The 21,239-nt window shown below is 65.3% G+C and carries 19 protein-coding genes and 1 riboswitch; of the genes, 5 read left to right on the top strand and 14 right to left on the bottom strand.

What is annotated here, in order from left to right; genetic code table 11:
• Nucleotides 1-33 precede the first annotated feature (33 nt).
• A complete protein-coding gene (locus tag AC51GT_RS21675) occupies nucleotides 34-1,389 on the top strand; it encodes a D-alanyl-D-alanine carboxypeptidase family protein (RefSeq protein ID WP_496330123.1) in 1,356 nt (451 codons plus the stop codon).
• Between the two features lie 28 nt (nucleotides 1,390-1,417).
• Here the strand turns inward: AC51GT_RS21675 and yhjD are convergent, their stop codons facing one another.
• The 5 genes from yhjD to AC51GT_RS21650 form a co-directional block, all read right to left on the bottom strand.
• A complete protein-coding gene (gene yhjD, locus AC51GT_RS21670) occupies nucleotides 1,418-2,530 on the bottom strand; it encodes an inner membrane protein YhjD (protein WP_496326091.1) in 1,113 nt (370 codons plus the stop codon).
• A gap of 18 nt (nucleotides 2,531-2,548) precedes the next feature.
• The gene (gene trpS / locus AC51GT_RS21665; RefSeq protein ID WP_496326241.1) at nucleotides 2,549-3,592 is read right to left on the bottom strand and encodes a tryptophan--tRNA ligase; all 1,044 of its coding nucleotides are present in this window, start codon (nucleotides 3,590-3,592) and stop codon (nucleotides 2,549-2,551) included.
• Nucleotides 3,593-3,667: 75 nt separating this feature from the next.
• The gene (locus AC51GT_RS21660; protein ID WP_496326092.1) at nucleotides 3,668-4,474 is read right to left on the bottom strand and encodes an exodeoxyribonuclease III; all 807 of its coding nucleotides are present in this window, start codon (nucleotides 4,472-4,474) and stop codon (nucleotides 3,668-3,670) included.
• An 11-nt stretch (nucleotides 4,475-4,485) separates the two neighbouring features.
• A complete protein-coding gene (locus AC51GT_RS21655; protein ID WP_496330122.1) occupies nucleotides 4,486-5,703 on the bottom strand; it encodes an MFS transporter in 1,218 nt (405 codons plus the stop codon).
• Nucleotides 5,704-5,866: 163 nt separating this feature from the next.
• Nucleotides 5,867-7,399 (bottom strand): PE-PPE domain-containing protein, encoded by a 1,533-nt coding sequence (locus AC51GT_RS21650; protein ID WP_496330121.1) that lies wholly within the window; start codon nucleotides 7,397-7,399, stop codon nucleotides 5,867-5,869.
• Nucleotides 7,400-7,646: 247 nt separating this feature from the next.
• Nucleotides 7,647-7,756: riboswitch (SAM riboswitch) on the top strand.
• Between the two features lie 56 nt (nucleotides 7,757-7,812).
• Here AC51GT_RS21650 and AC51GT_RS21645 point away from each other — a divergent pair.
• Complete coding sequence (locus AC51GT_RS21645) at nucleotides 7,813-9,129, top strand: bifunctional o-acetylhomoserine/o-acetylserine sulfhydrylase (RefSeq protein WP_496326095.1); 1,317 nt, start codon at nucleotides 7,813-7,815, stop codon at nucleotides 9,127-9,129.
• A gap of 1 nt (nucleotide 9,130) precedes the next feature.
• A complete protein-coding gene (metX, locus tag AC51GT_RS21640; RefSeq protein WP_496326096.1) occupies nucleotides 9,131-10,273 on the top strand; it encodes a homoserine O-acetyltransferase MetX in 1,143 nt (380 codons plus the stop codon).
• 75 nt (nucleotides 10,274-10,348) lie between these two features.
• Here the strand turns inward: metX and AC51GT_RS21635 are convergent, their stop codons facing one another.
• The 5 genes from AC51GT_RS21635 to AC51GT_RS21615 form a co-directional block, all read right to left on the bottom strand.
• Nucleotides 10,349-11,860 (bottom strand): Hsp70 family protein, encoded by a 1,512-nt coding sequence (locus AC51GT_RS21635; RefSeq protein ID WP_496330120.1) that lies wholly within the window; start codon nucleotides 11,858-11,860, stop codon nucleotides 10,349-10,351.
• 177 nt (nucleotides 11,861-12,037) lie between these two features.
• The gene (locus tag AC51GT_RS21630) at nucleotides 12,038-12,394 is read right to left on the bottom strand and encodes a DUF3017 domain-containing protein (protein ID WP_496326098.1); all 357 of its coding nucleotides are present in this window, start codon (nucleotides 12,392-12,394) and stop codon (nucleotides 12,038-12,040) included.
• Nucleotides 12,395-12,400: 6 nt separating this feature from the next.
• Nucleotides 12,401-13,273 carry a bifunctional methylenetetrahydrofolate dehydrogenase/methenyltetrahydrofolate cyclohydrolase gene (locus AC51GT_RS21625; protein WP_496330119.1) on the bottom strand — a complete coding sequence of 291 codons (873 nt, stop codon included), beginning with the start codon at nucleotides 13,271-13,273 and terminating at the stop codon, nucleotides 12,401-12,403.
• 48 nt (nucleotides 13,274-13,321) lie between these two features.
• A complete protein-coding gene (locus tag AC51GT_RS21620) occupies nucleotides 13,322-14,335 on the bottom strand; it encodes an SMP-30/gluconolactonase/LRE family protein (RefSeq protein ID WP_496330118.1) in 1,014 nt (337 codons plus the stop codon).
• Between the two features lie 5 nt (nucleotides 14,336-14,340).
• The gene (locus AC51GT_RS21615) at nucleotides 14,341-14,937 is read right to left on the bottom strand and encodes a pentapeptide repeat-containing protein (protein WP_496326101.1); all 597 of its coding nucleotides are present in this window, start codon (nucleotides 14,935-14,937) and stop codon (nucleotides 14,341-14,343) included.
• Nucleotides 14,938-15,084: 147 nt separating this feature from the next.
• Here AC51GT_RS21615 and AC51GT_RS21610 point away from each other — a divergent pair, with 147 nt between their 5' ends.
• Nucleotides 15,085-15,549, top strand: a complete 465-nt coding sequence (locus tag AC51GT_RS21610; RefSeq protein ID WP_496326102.1) for a tRNA (cytidine(34)-2'-O)-methyltransferase — start codon at nucleotides 15,085-15,087, stop codon at nucleotides 15,547-15,549.
• A gap of 20 nt (nucleotides 15,550-15,569) precedes the next feature.
• Here the strand turns inward: AC51GT_RS21610 and AC51GT_RS21605 are convergent, their stop codons facing one another.
• Entirely contained in the window at nucleotides 15,570-15,989 is a 420-nt protein-coding gene (locus AC51GT_RS21605; RefSeq protein ID WP_496330117.1) for a hypothetical protein, read from the bottom strand.
• A gap of 228 nt (nucleotides 15,990-16,217) precedes the next feature.
• Complete coding sequence (locus AC51GT_RS21600; RefSeq protein ID WP_496330174.1) at nucleotides 16,218-16,916, bottom strand: HNH endonuclease; 699 nt, start codon at nucleotides 16,914-16,916, stop codon at nucleotides 16,218-16,220.
• Between the two features lie 101 nt (nucleotides 16,917-17,017).
• Here AC51GT_RS21600 and AC51GT_RS21595 point away from each other — a divergent pair, with 101 nt between their 5' ends.
• Nucleotides 17,018-17,149: a hypothetical protein gene (locus AC51GT_RS21595; protein WP_496330116.1), complete on the top strand. Its 132-nt coding sequence runs from the start codon at nucleotides 17,018-17,020 to the stop codon at nucleotides 17,147-17,149.
• A 480-nt stretch (nucleotides 17,150-17,629) separates the two neighbouring features.
• Here the strand turns inward: AC51GT_RS21595 and AC51GT_RS21590 are convergent, their stop codons facing one another.
• Nucleotides 17,630-17,860, bottom strand: a complete 231-nt coding sequence (locus AC51GT_RS21590; RefSeq protein WP_496330115.1) for a DUF167 domain-containing protein — start codon at nucleotides 17,858-17,860, stop codon at nucleotides 17,630-17,632.
• 51 nt (nucleotides 17,861-17,911) lie between these two features.
• Complete coding sequence (locus AC51GT_RS21585) at nucleotides 17,912-21,199, bottom strand: error-prone DNA polymerase (protein ID WP_496330114.1); 3,288 nt, start codon at nucleotides 21,197-21,199, stop codon at nucleotides 17,912-17,914.
• Nucleotides 21,200-21,239 lie beyond the last annotated feature (40 nt).

Below are 21,239 nucleotides of genomic sequence, written 5' to 3'. Positions count from 1 at the left end.
CCACAGGCGCGAACAGCTGTATCGTCCGGTGCGATGAAGCGACCCATGACGCACGCCGCCGCCTTCCTGGCTGCGGCACTGCTGTTCACCGGTATCGGTGGTCCGGGACCGGCCGGGGCCGAACCCGTGACAACGGCACCCCCGATCGGCGCGGCGCCCGCGCCCGAAACGGTGACCGATGCGTGCCCGTACAAGACCACACCGGTGCCTCCGATCGACGAATCGGAGGTGGTCCCGGCCGGGTCCCCCACACCTACGCCGCTCCCGGTCCCCGACCCGCCGGTCGGTGGCGACGAGCTCGGCGGCTGTGGTGTCGTGCTCGCCGACGGTGCCGCACCACCGCCACCGGGTCTGACCGCGACGGGTTGGCTGATCGCCGATCTGACCGCCGGAACCGTGCTGGCCGCCAAAGACCCGCACGGGCGTTACCGGCCGGCCAGCACCATCAAGGTGCTCCTGGCGCTTGTGGTGCTCGACGAACTGGACCTCGACTCCACCGTCACCGGCACCCGGGAAGACGACGAGATCGAAGGTGACGCCGCCGGGGTCGGTCCCGGTGGCACCTATACGGTCCGTGATCTGATGACCGGACTGATCCTGGTGTCCGGCAACGACTGCGCGAACGCCCTGGCCCGCGCGTTGGGCGGGACCGATGCCACCGTCGCGAAGATGAACACGATGGCGCAGCAACTCGGCGCGAAGGACACCCGCGCGGCCTCCCCCTCAGGACTCGACGCCCCGGGAATGACCACATCGCCGTACGACGAGGCCCTGATCTTCAGAGCGGCCCTGAACGATCCCGACTTCGTCGAGATCTCACAGGAGGATCAGGCCCACTTCCCCGGCTATCCGGGCATGCCCACCCAGACACCGCCCGAGGCACCCGCAATCGACGGATACTCCACCGAAACCACGCCGGCGGCAGACCCGGCCGCAGCCCAGGGAATCGACCTCTACAACATGAACCAAATGTTGTACGACTACGAGGGAACCATCGCAGGCAAAACCGGATACACCGACGATGCCCGCAAAACCTTTGTCGGAGCGGCAGAACGCGATGGTCGCCAGATTCTCGTCGTCCAGATGTACGGACTGAACGACAGCTATGGATCCTTCTGGCGACAGGCCGAGGCGATGCTGGACTACGGCTTCGCCCAGCCGGCCGATCAGAACATCGGCGTCCTGGTCGACGGGCCCGACGACCTCGACGAAGAACTCTCCGAAACCGACGCCCCGGGCACCGGCGGTACCGGAGGCGACATGGCATCGGCCGACGGGCTCGGGTCCGATGGAGCCTCGGGCACTGCCAAGCTGGTCATCGGGCTGACGGGTGCACTGATCGTGGTGGCGCTGGTCTACGCCGGACTGCGTCTGAACAGGCGTTCCTGAACACCTCGCACACCGAATCAGGCGGTGGTCAACGTCTACGCCGCGATGCCGCCGAAATACCCAACGCCGCAATCACACCGGCACCGACTGCGGCCACCGCCCCACGACCGGACAGTCCTTCCCGGACCACGACCCGCGGGCTGATGACCACCGGATCCGGTACCAGGGTCGGTTCGTACTTCCGGTTGCGCGGATCGGTTGCCGCCCAAGCGGTGGCGAACAGGATGATCCGGGTGGTGATGAAAGCAAAAACCATGATGCCCAGAATCGGGCCGAACGTGGCACCGGCCGGGCCGCTCACCACGGACTTGAGGTAGAAGCTCCCCACCTGCTTGAAGATCTCGAACACCACGGCGGTGAGCAGGCCTGCCTTCCACGCGTTGCGCAGTGGCAGTGCCACCCGGGGCAGTTTGGCGATGACCCAGGTGAACAGCAACCATGACGCCAGGATCGAGAGCACGAGCGAGATGGCCCGGACCGCCCACGACACACCGGGGAGGTCGTCAGCGCTCACCCATTCCAAGATCTGGTGAACCAGACCGCTGCTGGAGAGCGCCGACAGCGAAAAGGTGACGATCATGGCCAGGAAGAGGCCGAGCAGGGCACCGAGGTCGGACAACTTGGTCTTCACCATGCCGGGCGTCTCGGGTTCTGAACCCCACTGCACGGTCAGCGCGTTCCGCAGATTCGCCATCCACCCGAGTCCGGCGTAGAGGGCGATCAGCAGGCCGAGGACACCGATCGTGGCCCGCGACTCGATGGCCTGGTCCATCAGGTCGGTGAGCTGCTCGCCCATGCTGCCGTCCGCCGAGTCGGCGATCTTGTCCTTCGCCTTGTCGAGCAACTCCTCGTTGTTGGCGAAGACGAAACCGGCGACGGCGAACCCGATCATCAGCAACGGGAACAGCGCGAAGACGCTGAAGTACGTCGCCCCGGCGGCAAAATAGTCGCCCTTGGAACTCTGGTACCGGTTCGCCGCCTCCATCAGGTGGTCGAACCACGGATACCGTGCGCGCTGTTTGTCGAGGAACGACGGCTTGTCGGCCGCGCCCGGCGTGGTGATCACACCCGGGGTGCGTTCGTCCTGGCCTTGATCGGATGCCCGTGGCTTGAGCTTTGCACCGGCGCGAGCCTGTGGCATGTCGTTCCCCGTTCGGTCTCAGTCGAGCGGCACTGGAGCTACAAATCCCACCTTGTCATAGACCGTTGCCAACGTTCGTGAGGCCACTTCGCGGGCCGTCTGCGCGCCCGCGGCCAGGATCTGATCGAGTTGCGCCGGATCGGACAGCAGTTCGTCGAAACGGGCCCGCAACGGGGTCACGAACTCGGTCAGTGCCTCGGCGGTGTCCACCTTGAGCTGGCCGTAACCCTGGCCGTCGTATCCGGCGACCAGGTCGTCGACCGACTTGCCGGTCAGTGCCGACTGAATCGTCAACAGGTTGCTCACGCCCGGCTTGTTCTCCCGGTCGAAGACGATCTCCCGGCCGTTGTCGGTGACCGCCGACCGGAGCTTCTTCGCCGACCGCTTGGGATCGTCGAGCAGATTGATCAACCCGGAGTCGGACTCGGCGGACTTGCTCATCTTCGCCGACGGGTTCTGCAGGTCATAGATCTTCGCGGTCTCCGCGACGATGTAGGCCTCGGGAACGATGAACGTCTTGCCGAACCGAGAGTTGAAGCGCTGGGCCAGATTCCGGGTCAGCTCCAGGTGCTGGCGCTGATCCTCGCCCACCGGTACCTGATCAACCTGGAACGTGAGGATGTCGGCGGCCATCAGGATCGGGTAGGTGAACAGCCCGACACTGGCGTGATCGGTGCCCTGTTTCGCCGACTTGTCCTTGAACTGCGTCATCCGGCCGGCCTCGCCGAAACCGGTGAGACACGAGAGCACCCAGGTCAATTGGGCGATCTGCGGCACATGTGACTGCAGGTAGATGGTCGAGCGGGCCGGGTCGACGCCGAGCGCCAGCAGTTGGGCGACGCTGCGTCGCGAGCGATCCCGCAACGCCTTGGGGTCGTGCGCGGTGGTGATCGCGTGCATGTCGGGGATGAAGTAGAACGCCTGCTCGAACTCGTCCTGCAACCTCACCCACTGCTGGACCGCGCCCAGATAGTTCCCGAGATGAAAGGAATCACTGGTGGGCTGGATACCCGACAGCACTCGCTTGCGCCGGGCGGGCTTGGTTTCGCTTGCCGATTGCATCACCACCGAATTCTCTCATCCGGCCGCCACCGCATTTCACACACACCGCGCTTGGACGTTTGGCCCGCTCGCCCCTCAGGCGTACTCCACGGTGACCGGAGCATGGTCTGACCACCGCAGATCGTAGGCACCGGCGCGGTCGACCCAGGACTTGGTCGCCGCGGCGGCCATCGTCTTGTTGGCGAGCTGATAGTCGATGCGCCAGCCCGAATCGTTGTCGAATGCCTTGCCGCGCCAACTCCACCACGAGTACGGCCCGGCGACCTCGCCGGCGAGATCGCGGGCCACGTCAGTCCACCCGGAGTCCAGGATCCCGGCCACCCAGGCGCGTTCCTCCGGCAGGAAGCCGGGGTTCTTCACATTGCCCTTGGCGTTTTTCAGATCCAGGGCGGTGGGCGCGATGTTCCAGTCGCCACCGACCACGACACCCCGGCGCTTGCGGCCGAGTGCGCCCAGGTGCGCTCCGAACTCGTCGAGAAAGCGGAACTTCGCCTCGCGCTTCGGGCCGTCGCTCGCACCCTTGGGCAGATACAGACTGGCCACCGTCAGGGTTCCGAAATCGGCTTCGATGTAGCGCCCGGTGGCGTCGAACTCATCGCTGCCGAAACCTTTGCGCACCTTGTCCGGTGCGGTGCGGGACAGGATCGCCACACCCGAATGACCCTTGACCGACGACTCGCTGAGACTCAGGAACCAACCGTCGTCGAGGGCCGGGGCGAGTGCTTCGGCGACCTGCTCCTCGGTGGCCCGGGTCTCCTGGAGCAAGACGTGGTCCGAGGTGGTCTCACGCAGCCAAGGGATCAGCCCCAGATTGCGCTCCGAACGGTGCTTCACCGCGGCGCGGATGCCGTTTACGTTGATCGTCGTCACGATTGTGGTCACGTCGGGCGAGCCTACGTGCGGCCTGTGACAGCGGGTCTGCGGGCGTACAACATCGCCAGCCCGAGGACAACGAGTCCGGCGACCGCCAGCCCGGCGCCGAGCAGCGACGGTGCGCGGTATCCGTATCCGGCCGCGATCACCAGTCCACCCATCCACGCCCCACCCGCGTTCGCGATGTTCAGCGCCGAGTGGTTCAGGGCCGCGGCCAGTGTCTGGGCGTCCTCGGCGACATCCATCAACCGGATCTGCAGCGCCGGGGTCAGCGCGATCCCGGTCAATCCGATGAAGAAGGTCAGGATCAGCGCGGCCCAGGCACTGCTCGCCAGCACGGCGAAAGCGGTGAGCGCGATCACGATGGAGACCAGACTGATGAGGATCGCCCTCACCACACCGCGATCGGCCAGGACACCGCCGAGGATGTTGCCGGCGACCATGCCCAGACCGAACAACATCAGGGCAAACGGGACCAGCGACTCGGAGACGCCCGAGACGGTGGTCAGCGTGGTGCTGATGAAGGTGTAGAAGGCGAACATCCCACCGAATCCGACGATGCCGATGAGGAGCGCAAACCACACCTGCGGGCGTCTCAACGCACCGAGTTCGGTCATCGGATTGGTGATCTTCATGTCCGAGAGTGCGGGCAGGAACTTGAACAGGGCCACAATCGTCAACAACCCGATGACGGCCACCACCACAAAGGCGGCCCGCCAACCGACGGCACCACCGAGCCAGGTCGCCGCGGGCACCCCGACGACGTTGGCGACGCTCAGACCGATCATCACCTGACCCACCGCTTTCGCCCTGGACTCGGGGCCCGCCAGATGTGCGGCGACCAACGCCGCGACCCCGAAGTAGGCGCCGTGTGGCAGTCCGGCGACAAAGCGGGCGACGATCAGCATGCCGTAGTTCTGGGCGAGGACGGTGGCGACATTGCCAACGGTGAACGCGACCATCAGCGCGATCAGCAGGGTGCGTCGCGGCATTCGCGCGGTCAGTGCAGCGATGGTCGGGGCACCCACCACGACGCCGAGCGCGTAGGCGGAGATCACATGTGCGGCTGTCGGTTCGGTGGTGCCCAGCGAATCGGCGATGTGGGGCAGCAGCCCCATCGCGACGAATTCGGTGGTCCCGATACCGAATGCGCCGAGTGACAGGGCCAGGATGGCGCTGCGTCTACCGCCCCGCACCGCCCCCGAGGATTCGGGGGCGACGGTGCTGACAGCAGACATGGGTGAACCTCTCGAAGTCGATCGGGGCGACGGCGACACTGCCGGGGCAATTCATTGCCGGGGCAACTACGGTGTCAACCCCGTCGGGGTCACGGCTCATTCCGGGATCGGACGTGAACTGACCCACAGATCGACGTGTCCGCGCGGTGGCGGGAGACCCGGATTACGGGGTGACGGCGAGGTCGGCCGGCACGTCGATGGGCGTTGTCTCGGTCGCGGCAGGCGTTTCGACTGCAGCCGGAGCCGGAGTCTCCGGTTCCTGATCGTCCGCCGAACCGGTACGGCCGGGATCGGCGGGCAGGTCGGAATCGGCAGTGTCGGGGAGCTGATTCCACCCCGGCGTAGTGGTGAACCCGTCGACCACCGGCGCCGCCGGCCCCTCCGACGCCCGATGTCGACCGGGCTCGGCAACGACTGCGGCCGACTCGGGCGGGTGATCGGCCGATGGCGAGTGATCAACGGGCGCCACGGCGAGGACCTTCTGAGAATCGTCGACGACGGCGGGGTGAGCGGCCGGGTCCGCCGGCTCGGTCCTGGCCTGAACCACCGCACCGAACACCGCAGTGGCCACGGTGCGCACCGTCGGCGCCGCGATGAACCCCAGATCCGGGTCACGCCGGTCGAGGACCGCATCGATCACCGCCACCCAGTCCCGGACGAAGTTCACCGGATACCCGACGACGCTGACCGCGCTCCCGAAGATCGCGGACCAGGCCGCCGGGTCCCCCGACAGCGCGTCCCGGATCGCGTACAGGTCGGTGAGATACGCACCGTGCCCGAGCTGCGGCAGAGCCGGCAGCAAGCCCATGATCGCGCGCGAGATCGGCTGGATGACAGCTGGTTCGAGACGCGGGAAATCGAGGATCACCGGGCGCAGCAGGTTGGGTAGTCCGACCTGCGCCAGCACGGTGGTCAGTGACGGATCGGCACCGACGAGGATCACCGTGGCCCCGTCGGAGCCCTCGACGACGGTCACCCCATCGGTGCCGGCGGACGCCCCCGGGCCCGCCGACATGATGTCGCCATAGCTGAAGTGCTTGACCCAGAAACCCAGCAACGCGTCCAGCGCCCCGATCGGATCTCGCCGAGGGTCGGGCACGTCGCAGACCGCATCACCGTCGATACAGACCGAGTAGACCGTCACATCGCCGAAATCGCCGTCGCGCGAACCGTCGAGCATCGCGCCCGGATATGCATTGATGAGATTGACCTCGGCCCCGGCGCCGGCGCTCGTTCCGCGTCGCCGCGGGTCGGCATAGAGCTCGCCCGACACCCCGTCGGCACTGACACCATCCGCCTTGCCCGCCGCGATGTCGGCCAGTACGTCGCCGGCCACTCGAGCGCCCTGCGAATAGCCGGTGATGACGGCCGGCTTGCCCGGGCAACTGGCCTGATAGGTCGCCACATCATCGGTGAGCACGGCTTGTCCGACCTCGATGTTGGCGTCGTAGCTCTGGGCACCGAGCGGCCAGAATGTCGCCGGATAGTCGACCCGTTTGACGACATAACCCTGGGCGATGTACCGGGTCTCCACTCCCCGTGTGTGCAGGAAGTCCGGATCGCCGGTTCCGGCCACCACGAACACGGCGCCGTTGCCACAGTCCGCCGGGGCTTCGGTGGCGAGCGCCGGGGCACTACCGAGGAAGGTCAGTACCGGCAGCGCGGCTGCCGCGGCCCCCGACGCAAGCGCCGTCACCCGGCGACCGGAACGGGTCGGGACTGCCCGACGACGTCTTGAACCATCATTCACAGCAGCCCCAGGTGTCTCGAATCGCACACGGCCTCGGGTGATTTGAGGCAACTTCACTGAAGTTACGACAACCTTTGCCGAAGGCCAATCGCATGAACGTAGTACAGCACGGCGCAGCCGACGGCGAGCCGCAGAATCGCCGTGCGCTGAACGCTTTTTTGCGCAGGATCCGCGTGTTATATCCTTTTGGCCAGGTCCTGAGTGTCAGCAATGAGCCCCGGCTAGCTGACCGGCAACCCTCCAACCGCGGTGGGGTGCTCCGGGTGACGACCAGGTTGCGGTTCGCCGCGGCAAGCGCGGGGTCCGGAAGGTCGGACCCTCTAATTGGATGTCCACCGACCATGAAAGAGAAGTCCTACATGTCTGACACCGACGTCAATCCGGCTGACAACTGGAGTTTTGAAACCAAGCAGGTCCATGTCGGCCAGAGCCCGGACTCGGCGACTTCTGCCCGTGCGCTGCCGATTTACCAGACAACGTCGTATACGTTCCGCGATACCGAGCACGCCGCGAACCTGTTCGGCCTCGCCGAGCCGGGCAACATCTACACCCGCATCATGAACCCCACGCAGGACGCGGTCGAACAGCGCATCGCCGCCCTCGAAGGTGGCGTGGCGGCTCTTCTCGTCGCCTCGGGTCAGGCAGCCGAGACCTACGCGATCCTGAACATCGTCGAAAACGGCGGTCATGTGGTGTCGAGTCCCCGTCTCTACGGCGGCACGTACAACCTGTTCCACTACACACTTCCCAAGCTCGGGATCCAGGTCAGCTTCGTCGACGACCCGGAAGACCTCGACAGCTGGCGCGCGGCCATCCAGCCCAACACCCGCGCCCTGTTCGGTGAGACCATCTCGAACCCGAACAACGAGATCCTCGACCTCCCGGGCATCTCCGCCGTCGCCCACGAGGCGGGTCTGCCACTGATCGTCGACAACACCGTCGCGACTCCGTACCTGATCAACCCGCTCGAACACGGCGCCGACATCGTGGTGCATTCGGCCACGAAATACCTTGGCGGACATGGCACCGCGATCGGCGGCGTGATCGTAGACGGTGGCACCTTCGACTGGCGCGGCCAGCGTGACGGCGTCGATCTGTTCCCCGGCTTCACCACCCCGGACCCGAGCTACCACGGCGCGATCTTCGCGGACCTCGGCGCTCCGGCCTACGCACTCAAGGCGCGCGTGCAGTGGCTGCGCGACACCGGTGCTGCGATCTCCCCGTTCAACGCCTTCCTCATCGCCCAGGGCCTGGAGACCCTGAGCCTGCGGATCGAGCGCCACGTGTCGAACGCCCAGGCCGTGGCCAAGTACCTCGAGGAGCACCCGCAGGTGGAGTCGGTGGCCTACGCCGGCCTCGAATCCTCCCGTTGGTACAAGCGGGGCCAGGAATTGGCTCCGCGCGGCCAGGGCGCGATCATCGGCTTCGAGATCGTCGGCGGCGTCGACGCAGGCAAGAAGTTCGTCGACGCACTGGTGCTGCACAGCCATGTCGCCAACATCGGTGACGTGCGCTCGCTGGTCATCCATCCGGCATCGACCACCCACTCGCAGCTGATCGCCGAGGAGCAGCTGGCCGCCGGCGTCACCCCCGGACTGGTCCGGTTGGCCGTCGGCATCGAGAACGTCGTCGACATCATCGCCGACCTCGACGCAGGCTTCGCTGCGGCCAAGTGAGGTGAGTATCGACCCGCACACGCCACCACGAACTCATCCGGACTGGGAATCCCTGCCCGATGGGCAGCTGACCAGTGTGCCGGTCGGCCCGATTTCGTTGGACAACGGTGGACAGATCGAGAATGTGACCCTGGCGTTTCAGCGCTGGGGCACACTCTCGCCCACCCGCGACAACGTTGTTCTGGCACTGCATGCCCTGACCGGCGACTCTCATGCAACAGGTCCCGCCGGTCCCGATCAGCCCACCCCCGGATGGTGGGACGGGCTGATCGGCCCGGGCGGCGCCGTGGACACCGACGAGTGGTGTGTCGTCTCGGCGAACGTCCTCGGTGGATGCGGCGGCTCTACCGGCCCGGCCTCACTGGATTCCGAAGGGCAGGTGTGGGGTTCACGGTTCCCGCACATCACCGTGCTCGATCAGGTCCGTGCCGAGGTCGCCCTGCTCGATGCGTTGCAGATCGATTCCGTCGCAGCCGTCCTCGGCGGTTCGATGGGTGGCGCACGCGCCTTGGAGTGGGTCATCGGCTATCCAGAGCGAGTGCGCAGCGGCTTGATCCTGGCCGTCGGCGCTCGCGCCTCGGCCGACCAGATCGGCACGCAGACAACACAGATCGCGGCGATCAAGGCCGACGCGAATTGGCAGAACGGCGACTATCACGGCACTGGCCGGACCCCCACGTCCGGCCTCGGCATCGCCCGCCGCATCGCCCACATGTACTACCGCAGCGAACCCGAACTCGACCAGCGGTTCGCCAACTTCCCTCAGGGACAGGAAGATCCGTTGCACGGTGGCCGCTACGCGGTGCAGAGTTACCTCGAGCACCAGGCCGACAAACTGGTCCGCCGGTTTGATCCGGGTAGCTATGTGGTGCTGTCCGAGGTGCTCAACAACCACGACGTCGGGCGGGGCCGCGGTGGCGTGGAAGCCGCCCTGCGGAGCTGCCATGTACCCGTTGTGATCGGTGGCATCGATTCCGACCGGCTCTACCCGCTGCGCCAGCAGATCGAGTTGGCCGAGCTCATGCCCGGCTGTGTCGATGGATTGCATGTGGTGCATTCCGCCAACGGCCACGACGGATTCCTCACCGAATACGACGCGGTCTCAGACCTTCTCAAGAAGACTCTCGTCCTCGCCCGCGGCTGATACCCGGCCCTGACCGACCGCTCATACAGCGGTCGGTCGGGTGCGGGCGACGCCGAATCGGGTCTAAAAGAACTGTCAGGTCGCGGGCTGCGAGGTCGGCACCGTATCCGCCGCCGGATCACCGGACTGCGGTGACTCCGGCGGGGCGACAAGAGGCGGCGCCGCGGGCGCAGGCGACGCGGTCACTTCCCCTTCAGACGGAGGAGCGATCTCCACGGGCGGATCTGGCGTCGTCGATTCCGGCGGCGGCGGGGGCGTCGATGGAGACGACGGGGACGGTGGAGTCGACGGCGTCGAAGGTGCGAGATTCGGGGGCCACGTGATGCTCGGCAACGGGAACGGGATCAACGATGGGCTCAGGGTCCTCGTCGGCGGATCCGTAGAAGACACCGGCGGTGCGAGTTCGGTTGTCGCCCAACCGGGTCCCGGATTTCCACCGGCAACCGGCGACGCCACCTCCACCGTCGGCTGTGTCCGGGTCGGCATCAGTGTGGAAGTCACCTGCGCATTGGTGGCGGTCGTTGTCGTCGGCGACGGCGCCTCGGCGATCGCGGACGGCGATACCGGGGGCTCCGGGGCCTCGGACGGTGTCGACGGGTTGCCGGCAAGCGACGATCCGACCGCGTACACGGTCATCAACGCACCGGCGAGCAACGCACCGAACATGGCCAGCGGCGCCGCCGACAGCCAGTCCCGGCTGCGGCGTCCGCCGATGAAGGCCAGTCCGGCGGGGCGGGTACTCACCGCCGCCAGACGGGCAGCGCCGGTGGCCGCAACCGATTCCGGCCCCTGCGGTAGCACCGCCTCGACGTCGACCTTGTTCACGATGAGGTCCCGAACCAGAGGGATGTTGGCCAGGCCACCGATGAGCACGATGGCCTCCGGGCGGGAGGCCGTCGCGTAGTCGGCGACGACAGCGGCAGCGGCCTGCGCCATCGGCCGGATGAGGTCTTCGAACATCGATCGGGTCAGGGTGCCGGTATCCGACGAACCACCGATCGTCAGCGTGGTCGACGCGCTGACCGAGAGTTCTTCTTTCGCGGTCCGGCAGGCACTGAGCACAGTGGACCTGCGGCGGCCGCGCAGACGACCTTTGGCGGTCTGCGCCCGCATCAGCTGAGCGTCGAGCGCCCCGCCCGAGATCGCCTCACTGCGCTTCAGGTCGCTGATCCGCCCGGTCGCCGGATCCAGGGTGTACATGCTCATCCCGGTGTCGCCGAGGTCGACGATGAGCACCGAGACGAACCGGCTGATCTCGCCGGTCGAAACCAATTGGTGCGCAACTGCCTCTGTTTCGGCGATCAACTGGATCTGCCGCTTGACGCCGGTGCCACGCGAAGCGATTTCACGAGCGTGTTCGTCGGTGCGATACGCAACGCCGATCGGTCCGACCGTGCTCCCGCGGTCCTGAGCGTTGGCCAGCATCAGATCGATACCGGAGTTCACCCGGCCGGCCCGCGTCAGACCATCGGTGAGGTCGACGTCGATGACGCGATTGATCGAGCTCTGGCGACCATTGTCATCGGTCGACAGCAGGACACAGTGGATCATTCCACTGCCTGCGGACAAACCCAGTGACGTACTCATGGTCCTCATTCCGATCGCTATCGCTCGGTTGGGGCCCAGATGATGCCGACTTCACACCCCTGATCCATTCACTGTCGCTCGGTGGACAGTCCCCTGCAGCCATTGTCTGCGGCGATGCCAGTACTTTTTGGCACCGGCAAAGTCAACAGACGATTACAGCAACGGGAACCATTGTAATCAATCTGTGCCCAAAGGGTCGATCGAGGTCGCCAACCAGAGGATGGCGACACCGACGAACACCATCGAGGAAACGTCCGAAACACGCCCCCGGACCTCGAGAAGACCGGCGCGTGAGGTCGGCAGCACAGCCCGCAGAAGTGCCGCGAGCAACGCCGCAGAACCGAGAACAAAAGTGCCGCGACGCCAGCGGTCGAAGATCAGGAAGACGGCGGCCACCACGATCAGTGCCATCACGGCGATGAAAGGTATCTGGACCAGCACAGACCGCAGCTGCCGGACTCGATGCAGACGACGGGCCCGCGCACGCCGTGCGCTCGTTGCCGCCCCCTCACCCGCGGTCGACCTGCTGTTCATCCCGGGTCAGCCCTGCGACAACGTGGCTTCGGCGCGCTCGACGACGTTGGCCATCAGGAATGCTCGAGTGAGCGGTCCGACACCACCGGGATTCGGTGAGACGTATCCGGCCACATCCCAGACCGCAGGATCGACATCGCCGACCAAACCTGCATCTGTTCGACTGACACCGACGTCGACTACCGCGGCGCCGGGCTTGATCATGTCGGCGGTGATGAGGCCTGCCACGCCGGCTGCCGCGATCACGATGTCGGCGCGCGAGACCTCGGCGGCAAGGTCGGCGGTGCCGGTGTGGCAGAGGGTGACGGTGGCGTTCTCGGTCCGGCGGGTGAACAGGAGCCCGATCGGGCGTCCGACGGTCACACCGCGCCCGACGACGACCACGTGGGATCCGGCGATCGGTACGTCGTACCGGCGGAGCAGGTGCAGGATGCCGCGTGGGGTACACGGCAGCGGTGCATCGGACGAGGTCCCCGAGCCGTCCAGGACGAGCCGACCCAGATTGATCGGATGCAGTCCGTCGGCATCCTTGGCGGGGTCGATCCGCTCCAGGGCCGCGTTCTCGTCGAGGTGCTTGGGCAGCGGGAGCTGGACGATGTATCCGGTGCACGCCGGATCGGCGTTCAGCTCGTCGATGACCGCGTTGAGTTGTTCTGTGGTGATGTCGGCGGGCAGATCCTTGCGGATCGATGCGATGCCGAGTTTGGCGCAGTCGTTGTGCTTGCCGCGCACATAGGCGTGCGAGCCGGGGTCTTCCCCGACCAGCACGGTGCCCAGACCGGGAACGATCCCGGCGGCGCGGAGCTTGTCCACCCTCTCTTTCAGGTCGACAAAGACTTCGTCACGGGTGGCTTTTCCGTCCAACACAGCTGCGCTCACGTCACCCATCATTTCAGGTCGCGCCCGTGGGTTGTGCAAGCCATGTATCTAGCGGATGGGAAAGCACGCGATCTTCGACGATCCGATGCCGGAGATCCATACTTTTTCACCGACCTCGACAACCCCGGTGCTCTGACCGAAGCCCGGGATATGTGCCCGGTGATCTGCGACAACACGGCCGCTGGGCAACTCGATCTCGAGTATCCACAGCGGGGCCACCGGCTCCGGCAGGAAACGGTCCGGCACCTGCCAGAGCAACTTCCGCAGCCGCGGATATCCGGCGAGCAGTTCCAGCGGACGGCTCCGCATACCCGCCATCGCCAGCCACATGCGCTGTCCGTCGTGACTCAACGACGCGTTGTCCGGGTATCCGGGCAGCCGGTCGATGAGCATCGATTGCTCGCCCGTCGCCGGATCGTAGGACCGCACCCGGTGTCCACCGGTCTCGGCGATGAACAGACGTCCGCCACTGGCCACTATTCCGTTGGCGAACTGCAGGTCGTCCAGGACAACGGTGGCGCTCGGACGCAGATCGTCGTCGAGGTCCACCCGGAGCAGCCGCCCGGTCGCCGAGTGCTCGATGATGGCGGCTTTGTAGTGGCCGTAACCGAATCGCGTGGTGGATTGGCTGACGTAGAGCACCTTCGGCCGCGGATCGTCGCCGCCGGTGTGTTCGGTCACGATCACGTTGGAACAGAAGGTCAGGCGGTGACCGTCCACCTCGTCGAGGATCGTTTCGATCACGTGGGTCTCGAGGTCCATCTGCAGCAGTCCGCGTTCGCTGTCACAGATGAACAGTCGCCTGCCCAGCACTTCCAGGCCGAGCGGTCGCCCGCCCGTGGTGGCGACCACCTGCCGGCGCCCGGTGCCGGGATCGATGCAGATGATGTTGCCGCCGATCGCCCCGGTCCAGATCCGTCCCCGGCCATCGACGACCACGTCCTCGGGTGAGTCGGATTCGACATCGATGACGGTGATCTCGGGTTCGTGTGGCGGCGGCCAGCCATCGGTCGTCGCCGGGGTCGACGTCCAGCGGACCGGGGAGATCGATGGCTTGCTCACCGCGGTCAGCCTCCGATGTCGAGTCCGTGTGCTGCGGCGAATTCCATCGCCTGGCCATGGTCGACGAGGGAACCGGTGACCTTGGCCTGCAGCCAGAGCATCGGGTCTATTCTCGCACCACGCAGATTCGCCTGACCGAGCTTTGTCCCGATCGCGCGGACACCGGACAGGTCCGCCCCGGCCAGATCCGCGCCGGTGAGATTCGAGTCGGACAGGTTCGCCTCCCGCAGCCGGCATCCCCGCAGCACCACACCCGAGAGGTCCAGACCACCGATCGAGGTGAGTGAGAGATCACTGTCGATGATCTTCATCGGCCGGACGCGCGAACTGGTGATCACCGATCCCAGCAGACTGCAGTCCGTCATCTCCACCTTGTTCAGGTGTGTGCGTTCGAAGTGGCAGTTGCGGAACGCACTCGAAGAATGCTTCGAGAACGCGAGGTTGGCGCCGGTGAAGTCACAGTTCATGAATGTCACTGCCCGAGTGGACAACTGGCTGAGGTCAGCCTCGACGAAACTGCAGTTGACGAACTCTCGATCCGCCCAGGTCTCCCCGGAGAAGTCGGCATAGTCGAACTGTTCATCTTCGGCCACATCAGTCATGCCCCATGTCTACACCGGCCCATCCCCCCGCCCAAACGAGCCACATATACGAAGACGCGCCACATATTTGTGGCGCGTCTTCGTACAAGCGGCTCGTTTGCGACACCCATCGGTGGGGGCAACACGGCGATACGGCAAGCTTGGCGAGTGTTCAGAATGCTATTTCACGAACCATGTATCCCACCCAACACCGGAAACGCGATCAGGCTGGCCGCCAATACCGGTTGCGAACTCCATCTGGTCGAACCACTCGGATTCGACCTCTCGGAGCCCAAAGTCAAACGGGCCGGACTTGATTACCACGACATGGCGTCGGTCAGCGTTCATGCCGATCTACTCGAGGCCTGGAGCGCCCTGTCACCGAAGCGGGTGTACGCCTTCACCGCCCATGCGGACACGTTCTACACCGACATCAAATATCAGCCCGGCGACGTCCTGCTGTTCGGACCGGAACCCACCGGACTGTCCGACGAGGTCTTGGCCGACCCCCACATCACCGAGACGGTCCGCATCCCCATGCTGCCCGGCCGGCGTTCCCTCAACCTGGCCAACGCCGCGAGCATCGTGATCTACGAGGCCTGGCGGCAACACGGATTCCCCGGCGCGGTCTGAGCAGATCCCGGTGGTGGTGATCAGTCGAGGGGCAGACCGCGCATGACAAATCTGCGCAGCATGGCGGCTGTCGGCTCGGCGATCAGGAGTTCGGCGTTGTCCTCCGGGGTGACCTCGGTGACCGTCAGTTGCAGTTCACCACTGGGCAGGATGTCCGCGGTGTAGCCGCGTTTGTCGCGCGCCCATTGCATGCTCAGACCACCCTCCGCCGTGGCGGATGGCGTGGACTCGGTCCAGTACGAGCTGCTCAGTCCGTCCCAATAGGACTCGAAGAACGCCTTGGCCGCGGCCGTAGGGGCCAGTGAACCGGGCCCTTTCCAACCGTCCTCCAACTCCCATAGGTCTTTGATGTGGGAGTCGATGACCTTTTTGGCGTTTGCCTGGTCGTCTCCCGACGCTTGCTTGTCGAGATTGCTCGAATACGTGCTTCTCGTGGTCATATACCGAGGTTAGGCTCTTTCCGGCCGCCGGGTGGTTTCCGTGGCCGCGACCGCGGTGAGTGCTGCCGCCATAGCCCTGTTGATCTGACTGGATCGGACCAGGTCCGAGCGGCAGCACCACCGCTTTCACACTATGGAGTTGTCGATGTTCGTGCGCGGTCCCGGCCGGAGCCGGGTGCGAGGGTACAGAGGTTCGGTTAGACCAAGGGACACCGGATAATTGGCGTGTCAGGCTACGAGAGTGAGTGTTCGTCGGTTGTAAGCGGGCAGCGGTCTTCGTTGTGGGTCGATGTCGGCCGGTGGGATCAGCCAGGGGTGTCCGTCGGAGCCCATGATCACGTCCCAGTCAGTGTTGTGGACCGCCATATGGCAGGTGCGGCACAACAAGCACCCGTTGTCCAGGGTGGTGGCGCCGCCGTCGACGAAGTGCACGATGTGGTGGCAGTCGGTCCAGGTCACCGACGCCCCACACTTCACACAACACTTATCGCGAATGATGATCGCCTTACGCACGAGTCCGGTGAACAGACGTTTAGGTGGGCTGATATCGATGGGCACGTCCTGTCCGTCCAAGGTGACCGACGTGATCGTCGAATCGCAGGCCAACGCGGCGGCGGTCGCCTCGGTGACCGGCCCCATCCACGGCAGGGACGCCGCGTGCGGATGGTCGGCGGGCACGGACAGCATGACCTCGGTCCGGGGTGCCGACACCAGCGTTTGGCCACCCCCGCCGCAATCCAATAACTGGTGTAGGGCGTCGGCGCGACGCTGGGCCAGGGTGCGACTGTCGTCGGAACCATCGGGTTCAGGACTTTCCGGCTCCAGAAGTCCAAGGCGGAGAACATCTTTTCCCCGATCACCGCGTCCAGGTCGAACTTCCCGACCAACCTGCCCTCGACAATGGTGTAGTCCAGACTGTTCAGTGATCGGTCCTGCGCCGGTGGTGGCCCGCCGGTGCCTTTGGCCACATCGTTGCCCAGTGCACGGGCGGCCACACTTATTTCCGCCGGCGGTGCTCCGGAGATGGCGTGGCTCAACAGTTTCCGCTCGAAGGCGATCCGTTGTTCGACGGTGACAGCTTCTTCGGACCGGCCGACGATATGCTCGACACCTTTGACCACCGCGTCAACATGCTCGGAAGACAGAAACCCATCCCGTGAATAACCGGCAGTTCGATCCAAGCCCGTGATTCCGGCGCCGATGCGTAACCAGCGGTACGCGGAGGCGGGGGCTGCACCGTTGGCCTGCAACAACTTCGACGTTGTCGACCCGGCTGCGCGAGCGATACCGGACTCGTCGATCACCGCGGCACAGACCGTGAGTTGGTGCTCGGCCGCGTTACGTAAGGTGATCAGATCTTTTGTCAGTCCGAGCACTGCGTGGGGATCGTCGGGTGGTACCAGGTCGACCAGGGAATCGACCATCTCGAGAAGCCGCATCACAAAACACCTCCGGGCGCGAAAGCAACAGGGAAGTTGACCAATTCTCGTGGAAGGCGATTTGCTCGACGTTGTCGTAGTCTCTGTGATCAACTGACTCCAGCCTAGCCAATCGAACACACATTCGCAAGACTTAATCTCACTAATTCTGTTTTCCTGCAATACTTTTCGATAGCAAGACAAAGAAACTCGACGCGACGCCTAAAGGACGACTTTGAACCGTTTGACGCGTGAAGTGGCACCACCGACCAGCGACACACAGCTTTTCGCGACGCCGAAGTGCTTGGCCAGCAATGCCACGACAGCCGTGTTCGCTTTGCCTTCGGTGGCCGGTTCCCGGACGAACACGGTGAGCGCGCCGGCCTCGTCCGCTTCGATCAGCGGCCCCTTGCGGCTGTTCGGCTTCACCGTGACCACCACCAGTTTCTCCACCGCTTCAGATTATTACGCCATGATCAACGACGGTTCTCGGCACTCGACGGATCACGCCCAATCCCGGGATCGGGAGGCTACCCGAAGGTCCATACGCTGCATACGTTCGGCCACCACGGTCACCGCGCCTTCGGCGTTCTGGACCCGGCCCCGGATCAACAGGGCAGGCGACGACTGTGCCAACTTACGATATTTGGCCCAAAGACCCACCGAGCAGACCACGTTGACCATGCCGGTTTCGTCCTCGAGGTTCACAAAGGTCACCCCGGAGGCGGTCGCCGGCCGTTGGCGGTGTGTCACCGCTCCCCCGACCAGCACCCGGGAACCATCGGGCACCGACAACAGATCCGCCGCCGCGATCACGCCGAGCTCGGTGAGCTGGGGCCGGATGAACTCGGTGGGATAACTGCCCGGGCTGACCCCGGTGGCCCACACATCCGAGGCGGCCATCTCCACGTCACTCATCCCCGGCAACGCGGGTGATCCGTTGACCTCGTGCAACGCCAGCCGGTCGGACTTCTCCGCAGCGGCCGCCCCGGCATCCCACAATGCCTGACGACGGCTGGTCCCGAAACACTCCAGCGCGCCCGCGGTGGCCAGCGACTCCAGCTGTCGGGTGCTCACCTCACAGCGCCGCGACAGGTCCGCGGCTCCGGTGAACGGTCCCCCGGCGTCCCGCTGCGCCACGATCTTCTCGGCCAATTCGATGCCGATGTTGCGCACCGCTCCCAGTCCGAGCCGGACATCGAGACCACCGTTCTCCAGATCCGCATGGGGCTTCGAGACGTTGATGTCCGGTCCGTGCACCTTGACCCCGTGCCTGCGGGCATCGGCAACCAGTGACTGTGGCGAGTAGAAACCCATCGGCTGCGCCTTGAGCAGTGCCGCGCAGAACGCTGCCGGGTGATGCAGTTTGAGCCAGGACGAATAGAAGACCAGGGAGGCGAAACTCTGCGAATGGCTCTCGGGGAAACCGAAATTGGCAAAGGCAGCCATCTTCTCGAAGATCCGGTCGGCCACCTCCCCGGTGATCCCGTGCAGGTCTTCCATGCCCTGATAGAACCGGCTGCGCAGTCGGTCCATCTTCTCCGGTGATCGTTTCGAGCCCATCGCCCGCCGCAGCTGATCTGCCTCGGCGGCACTGAAACCGGCGACATCGACCGCCAGTTGCATGAGTTGTTCCTGGAACAGCGGCACCCCCAGTGTCCTTTTGAGTGCCTGCTCCATCGAGGGATGCTCACAGGTCGGCTCTTCCAGGCCATTGCGGCGACGGATGTAGGGATGCACCGATCCACCCTGGATCGGACCCGGCCGGATCAGTGCCACCTCGACCACGAGGTCGTAGAACTTGCGGGGTTTGAGCCGCGGCAGGGTGGCCATCTGTGCCCGCGACTCCACTTGGAACACACCGACGGTGTCGGCGCGACAGAGCATGTCGTACACCGCCTTTTCGGTGAGATCGATCTTCGCCAGGTCGACACCGATGTCGCGGTGCTCGGCCAGGAAATCGATGGCGTAGTGGATGGCCGAGAGCATGCCGAGGCCCAGCATGTCGAACTTCACCAGACCGATTGCGGCACAGTCGTCTTTGTCCCACTGCAGCACACTGCGTCCGGGCATCCGCGCCCATTCCGTGGGACACACATCGGCGATCGGCCGGTCGCAGATGACCATGCCACCGGAGTGGATGCCCAGATGCCGTGGCATGCCGTTGATCTGCTCGGCCAGATCGAGGACGTCGTCGGGGATGTCGGTCTCGTCGGGCGACGCGGACCCGTATCGGTGCACCTGCTTGCTCCAGGCATCCTGCTGACCCACCGAGTATCCGAGGGCCCGGGCCATGTCGCGCACCGACGACTTACCGCGGTAGGTGATCACATTCGCGACCTGGGCCGCGTTCTGCCGGCCGTAGCGCCGGTAGACGTACTGGATGGCCTCTTCGCGCCGATCCGATTCGATGTCGACATCGATGTCCGGCGGGCCGTCCCGGGCCGGCGACAGGAACCGCTCGAACAGCAACCCGTTGCTCACCGCATCCACCGCGGTGATCCCCAGGGCATAACAGACCGCGGAGTTCGCCGCGCTGCCCCGACCCTGGCACAGGATGTCGTTGGTGCGACAGAACGAGACGATGTCGTGCACCACCAGGAAGTAGCCCGGGAAGCCCAGTGAATCAATCACATTCAGCTCGTGTTCGATCTGCTGGTATGCCTTTGGATGCTGTTGCGGGGTGCCGTATCGCTCCAGGGCCCCCCGTGCGGTGAGCTCCCGCAGCCACGAACTCTCCGTATGCCCTTGCGGCACATCAAAAGGCGGCAGCTGCGGTGCGATCAGGTGCAGCCCGAACGCCAGGTCTTTGGCCAACATGACAGCGTTGTCGAGGGATTCCGGATGCGCCGCAAGCAACCGGGCCATCTCGTCCCCGCTGCGCAGATGCGCGCCACCGAGCGGACCGAGCCACCCGTCCATCTCGTCAAGACTGCGCCGTGCCCGCACCGCGGCCATCGCCATCGCCAGCCGCCGACGGTGTGGTGCGGCGAAGTGCGCGCCCGTGGTCGCCACCGTCTGCACCCGATTACGGTGGGCGATCTGTGCGAGGGCGGCATTGCGCTCGTCGTCTTCGGGAATGCCGTGGGCGGTCAGTTCCATCACCACGTTGTCGCGGCCGAACTTCTCCACCAGATCACGCAGCGCCTTCTCGGCAGCCGACGGACCCCCGGATTCCAGCGCACGGCGCACGTCCCCTTTGCGGCATCCACTCAGGATCAGCCAATGCCCTTGCGCGGCCTGCGCCAGCGTATCGATGTCGAAGCGCAGCAACCCCTTCTCCCCGGCCGCCATGTGGCCGTCGGCCAATTGACGGGAGAGGCGGCGGTACCCCTCCTGCCCCCGGGCCAGGACGAGCAGGTGAGAACCACTCGGGTCGGCGATCCCGGTCCGCGATGAGTCGTGCTCCAAGGACAACTCGGACCCGAAGATGGTGGGCAGATCCCACTCCCGGGCAGCCTCGGCAAACCGCACCACCCCGTAGAACCCGTTGTGATCGGTGATCGCCAGCGCCTCGAGCCCCAGCCGGTAGGCCTCTTCCGCCATCTCCTCCGGGCTACTCGCACCGTCGAGAAAGCTATAGGAGGTATGGGCATGCAATTCGGCGTAGGCAGTGGCAGAGACCCCCCTGCTCAGCGCTCCGGCCGCATAGGGTTCGCGCTTGCGCGACCACGCCGGACTATCACTGCCGTCACCGGCAAAGGTCTCACCGGACCGGCCGCCGTCAGACGGTCGACCGGACAGTACGCGCTCCATCTCCGACCAGGTCGGAGGGCCATTGTGCCAGCCCATAACCCATCGTATCGAACATATTTTCGAATGACAAGTTGTG

It is taken from the genome of Williamsia sp. z34 (assembly GCF_059553395.1).
The sequence above is the reverse complement of the archived record's forward strand: the minus strand, read 5'-3'. Positions and strand labels throughout refer to the sequence as shown.

Coding starts and splice junctions, on each gene's coding strand:
- trpS (WP_496326241.1), bottom strand. CDS start 3,592: ATGCAATCGGCAAGCGAAACCAAGCCCGCCCGGCGCAAGCGAGTGCTG.
- yhjD (WP_496326091.1), bottom strand. CDS start 2,530: ATGCCACAGGCTCGCGCCGGTGCAAAGCTCAAGCCACGGGCATCCGAT.
- AC51GT_RS21635 (WP_496330120.1), bottom strand. CDS start 11,860: ATGAGTACGTCACTGGGTTTGTCCGCAGGCAGTGGAATGATCCACTGT.
- AC51GT_RS21630 (WP_496326098.1), bottom strand. CDS start 12,394: ATGAACAGCAGGTCGACCGCGGGTGAGGGGGCGGCAACGAGCGCACGG.
- AC51GT_RS21605 (WP_496330117.1), bottom strand. CDS start 15,989: ATGACCACGAGAAGCACGTATTCGAGCAATCTCGACAAGCAAGCGTCG.
- AC51GT_RS21645 (WP_496326095.1), top strand. CDS start 7,813: ATGTCTGACACCGACGTCAATCCGGCTGACAACTGGAGTTTTGAAACC.
- AC51GT_RS21615 (WP_496326101.1), bottom strand. CDS start 14,937: ATGACTGATGTGGCCGAAGATGAACAGTTCGACTATGCCGACTTCTCC.
- AC51GT_RS21585 (WP_496330114.1), bottom strand. CDS start 21,199: ATGGGCTGGCACAATGGCCCTCCGACCTGGTCGGAGATGGAGCGCGTA.
- AC51GT_RS21655 (WP_496330122.1), bottom strand. CDS start 5,703: ATGTCTGCTGTCAGCACCGTCGCCCCCGAATCCTCGGGGGCGGTGCGG.
- AC51GT_RS21675 (WP_496330123.1), top strand. CDS start 34: ATGAAGCGACCCATGACGCACGCCGCCGCCTTCCTGGCTGCGGCACTG.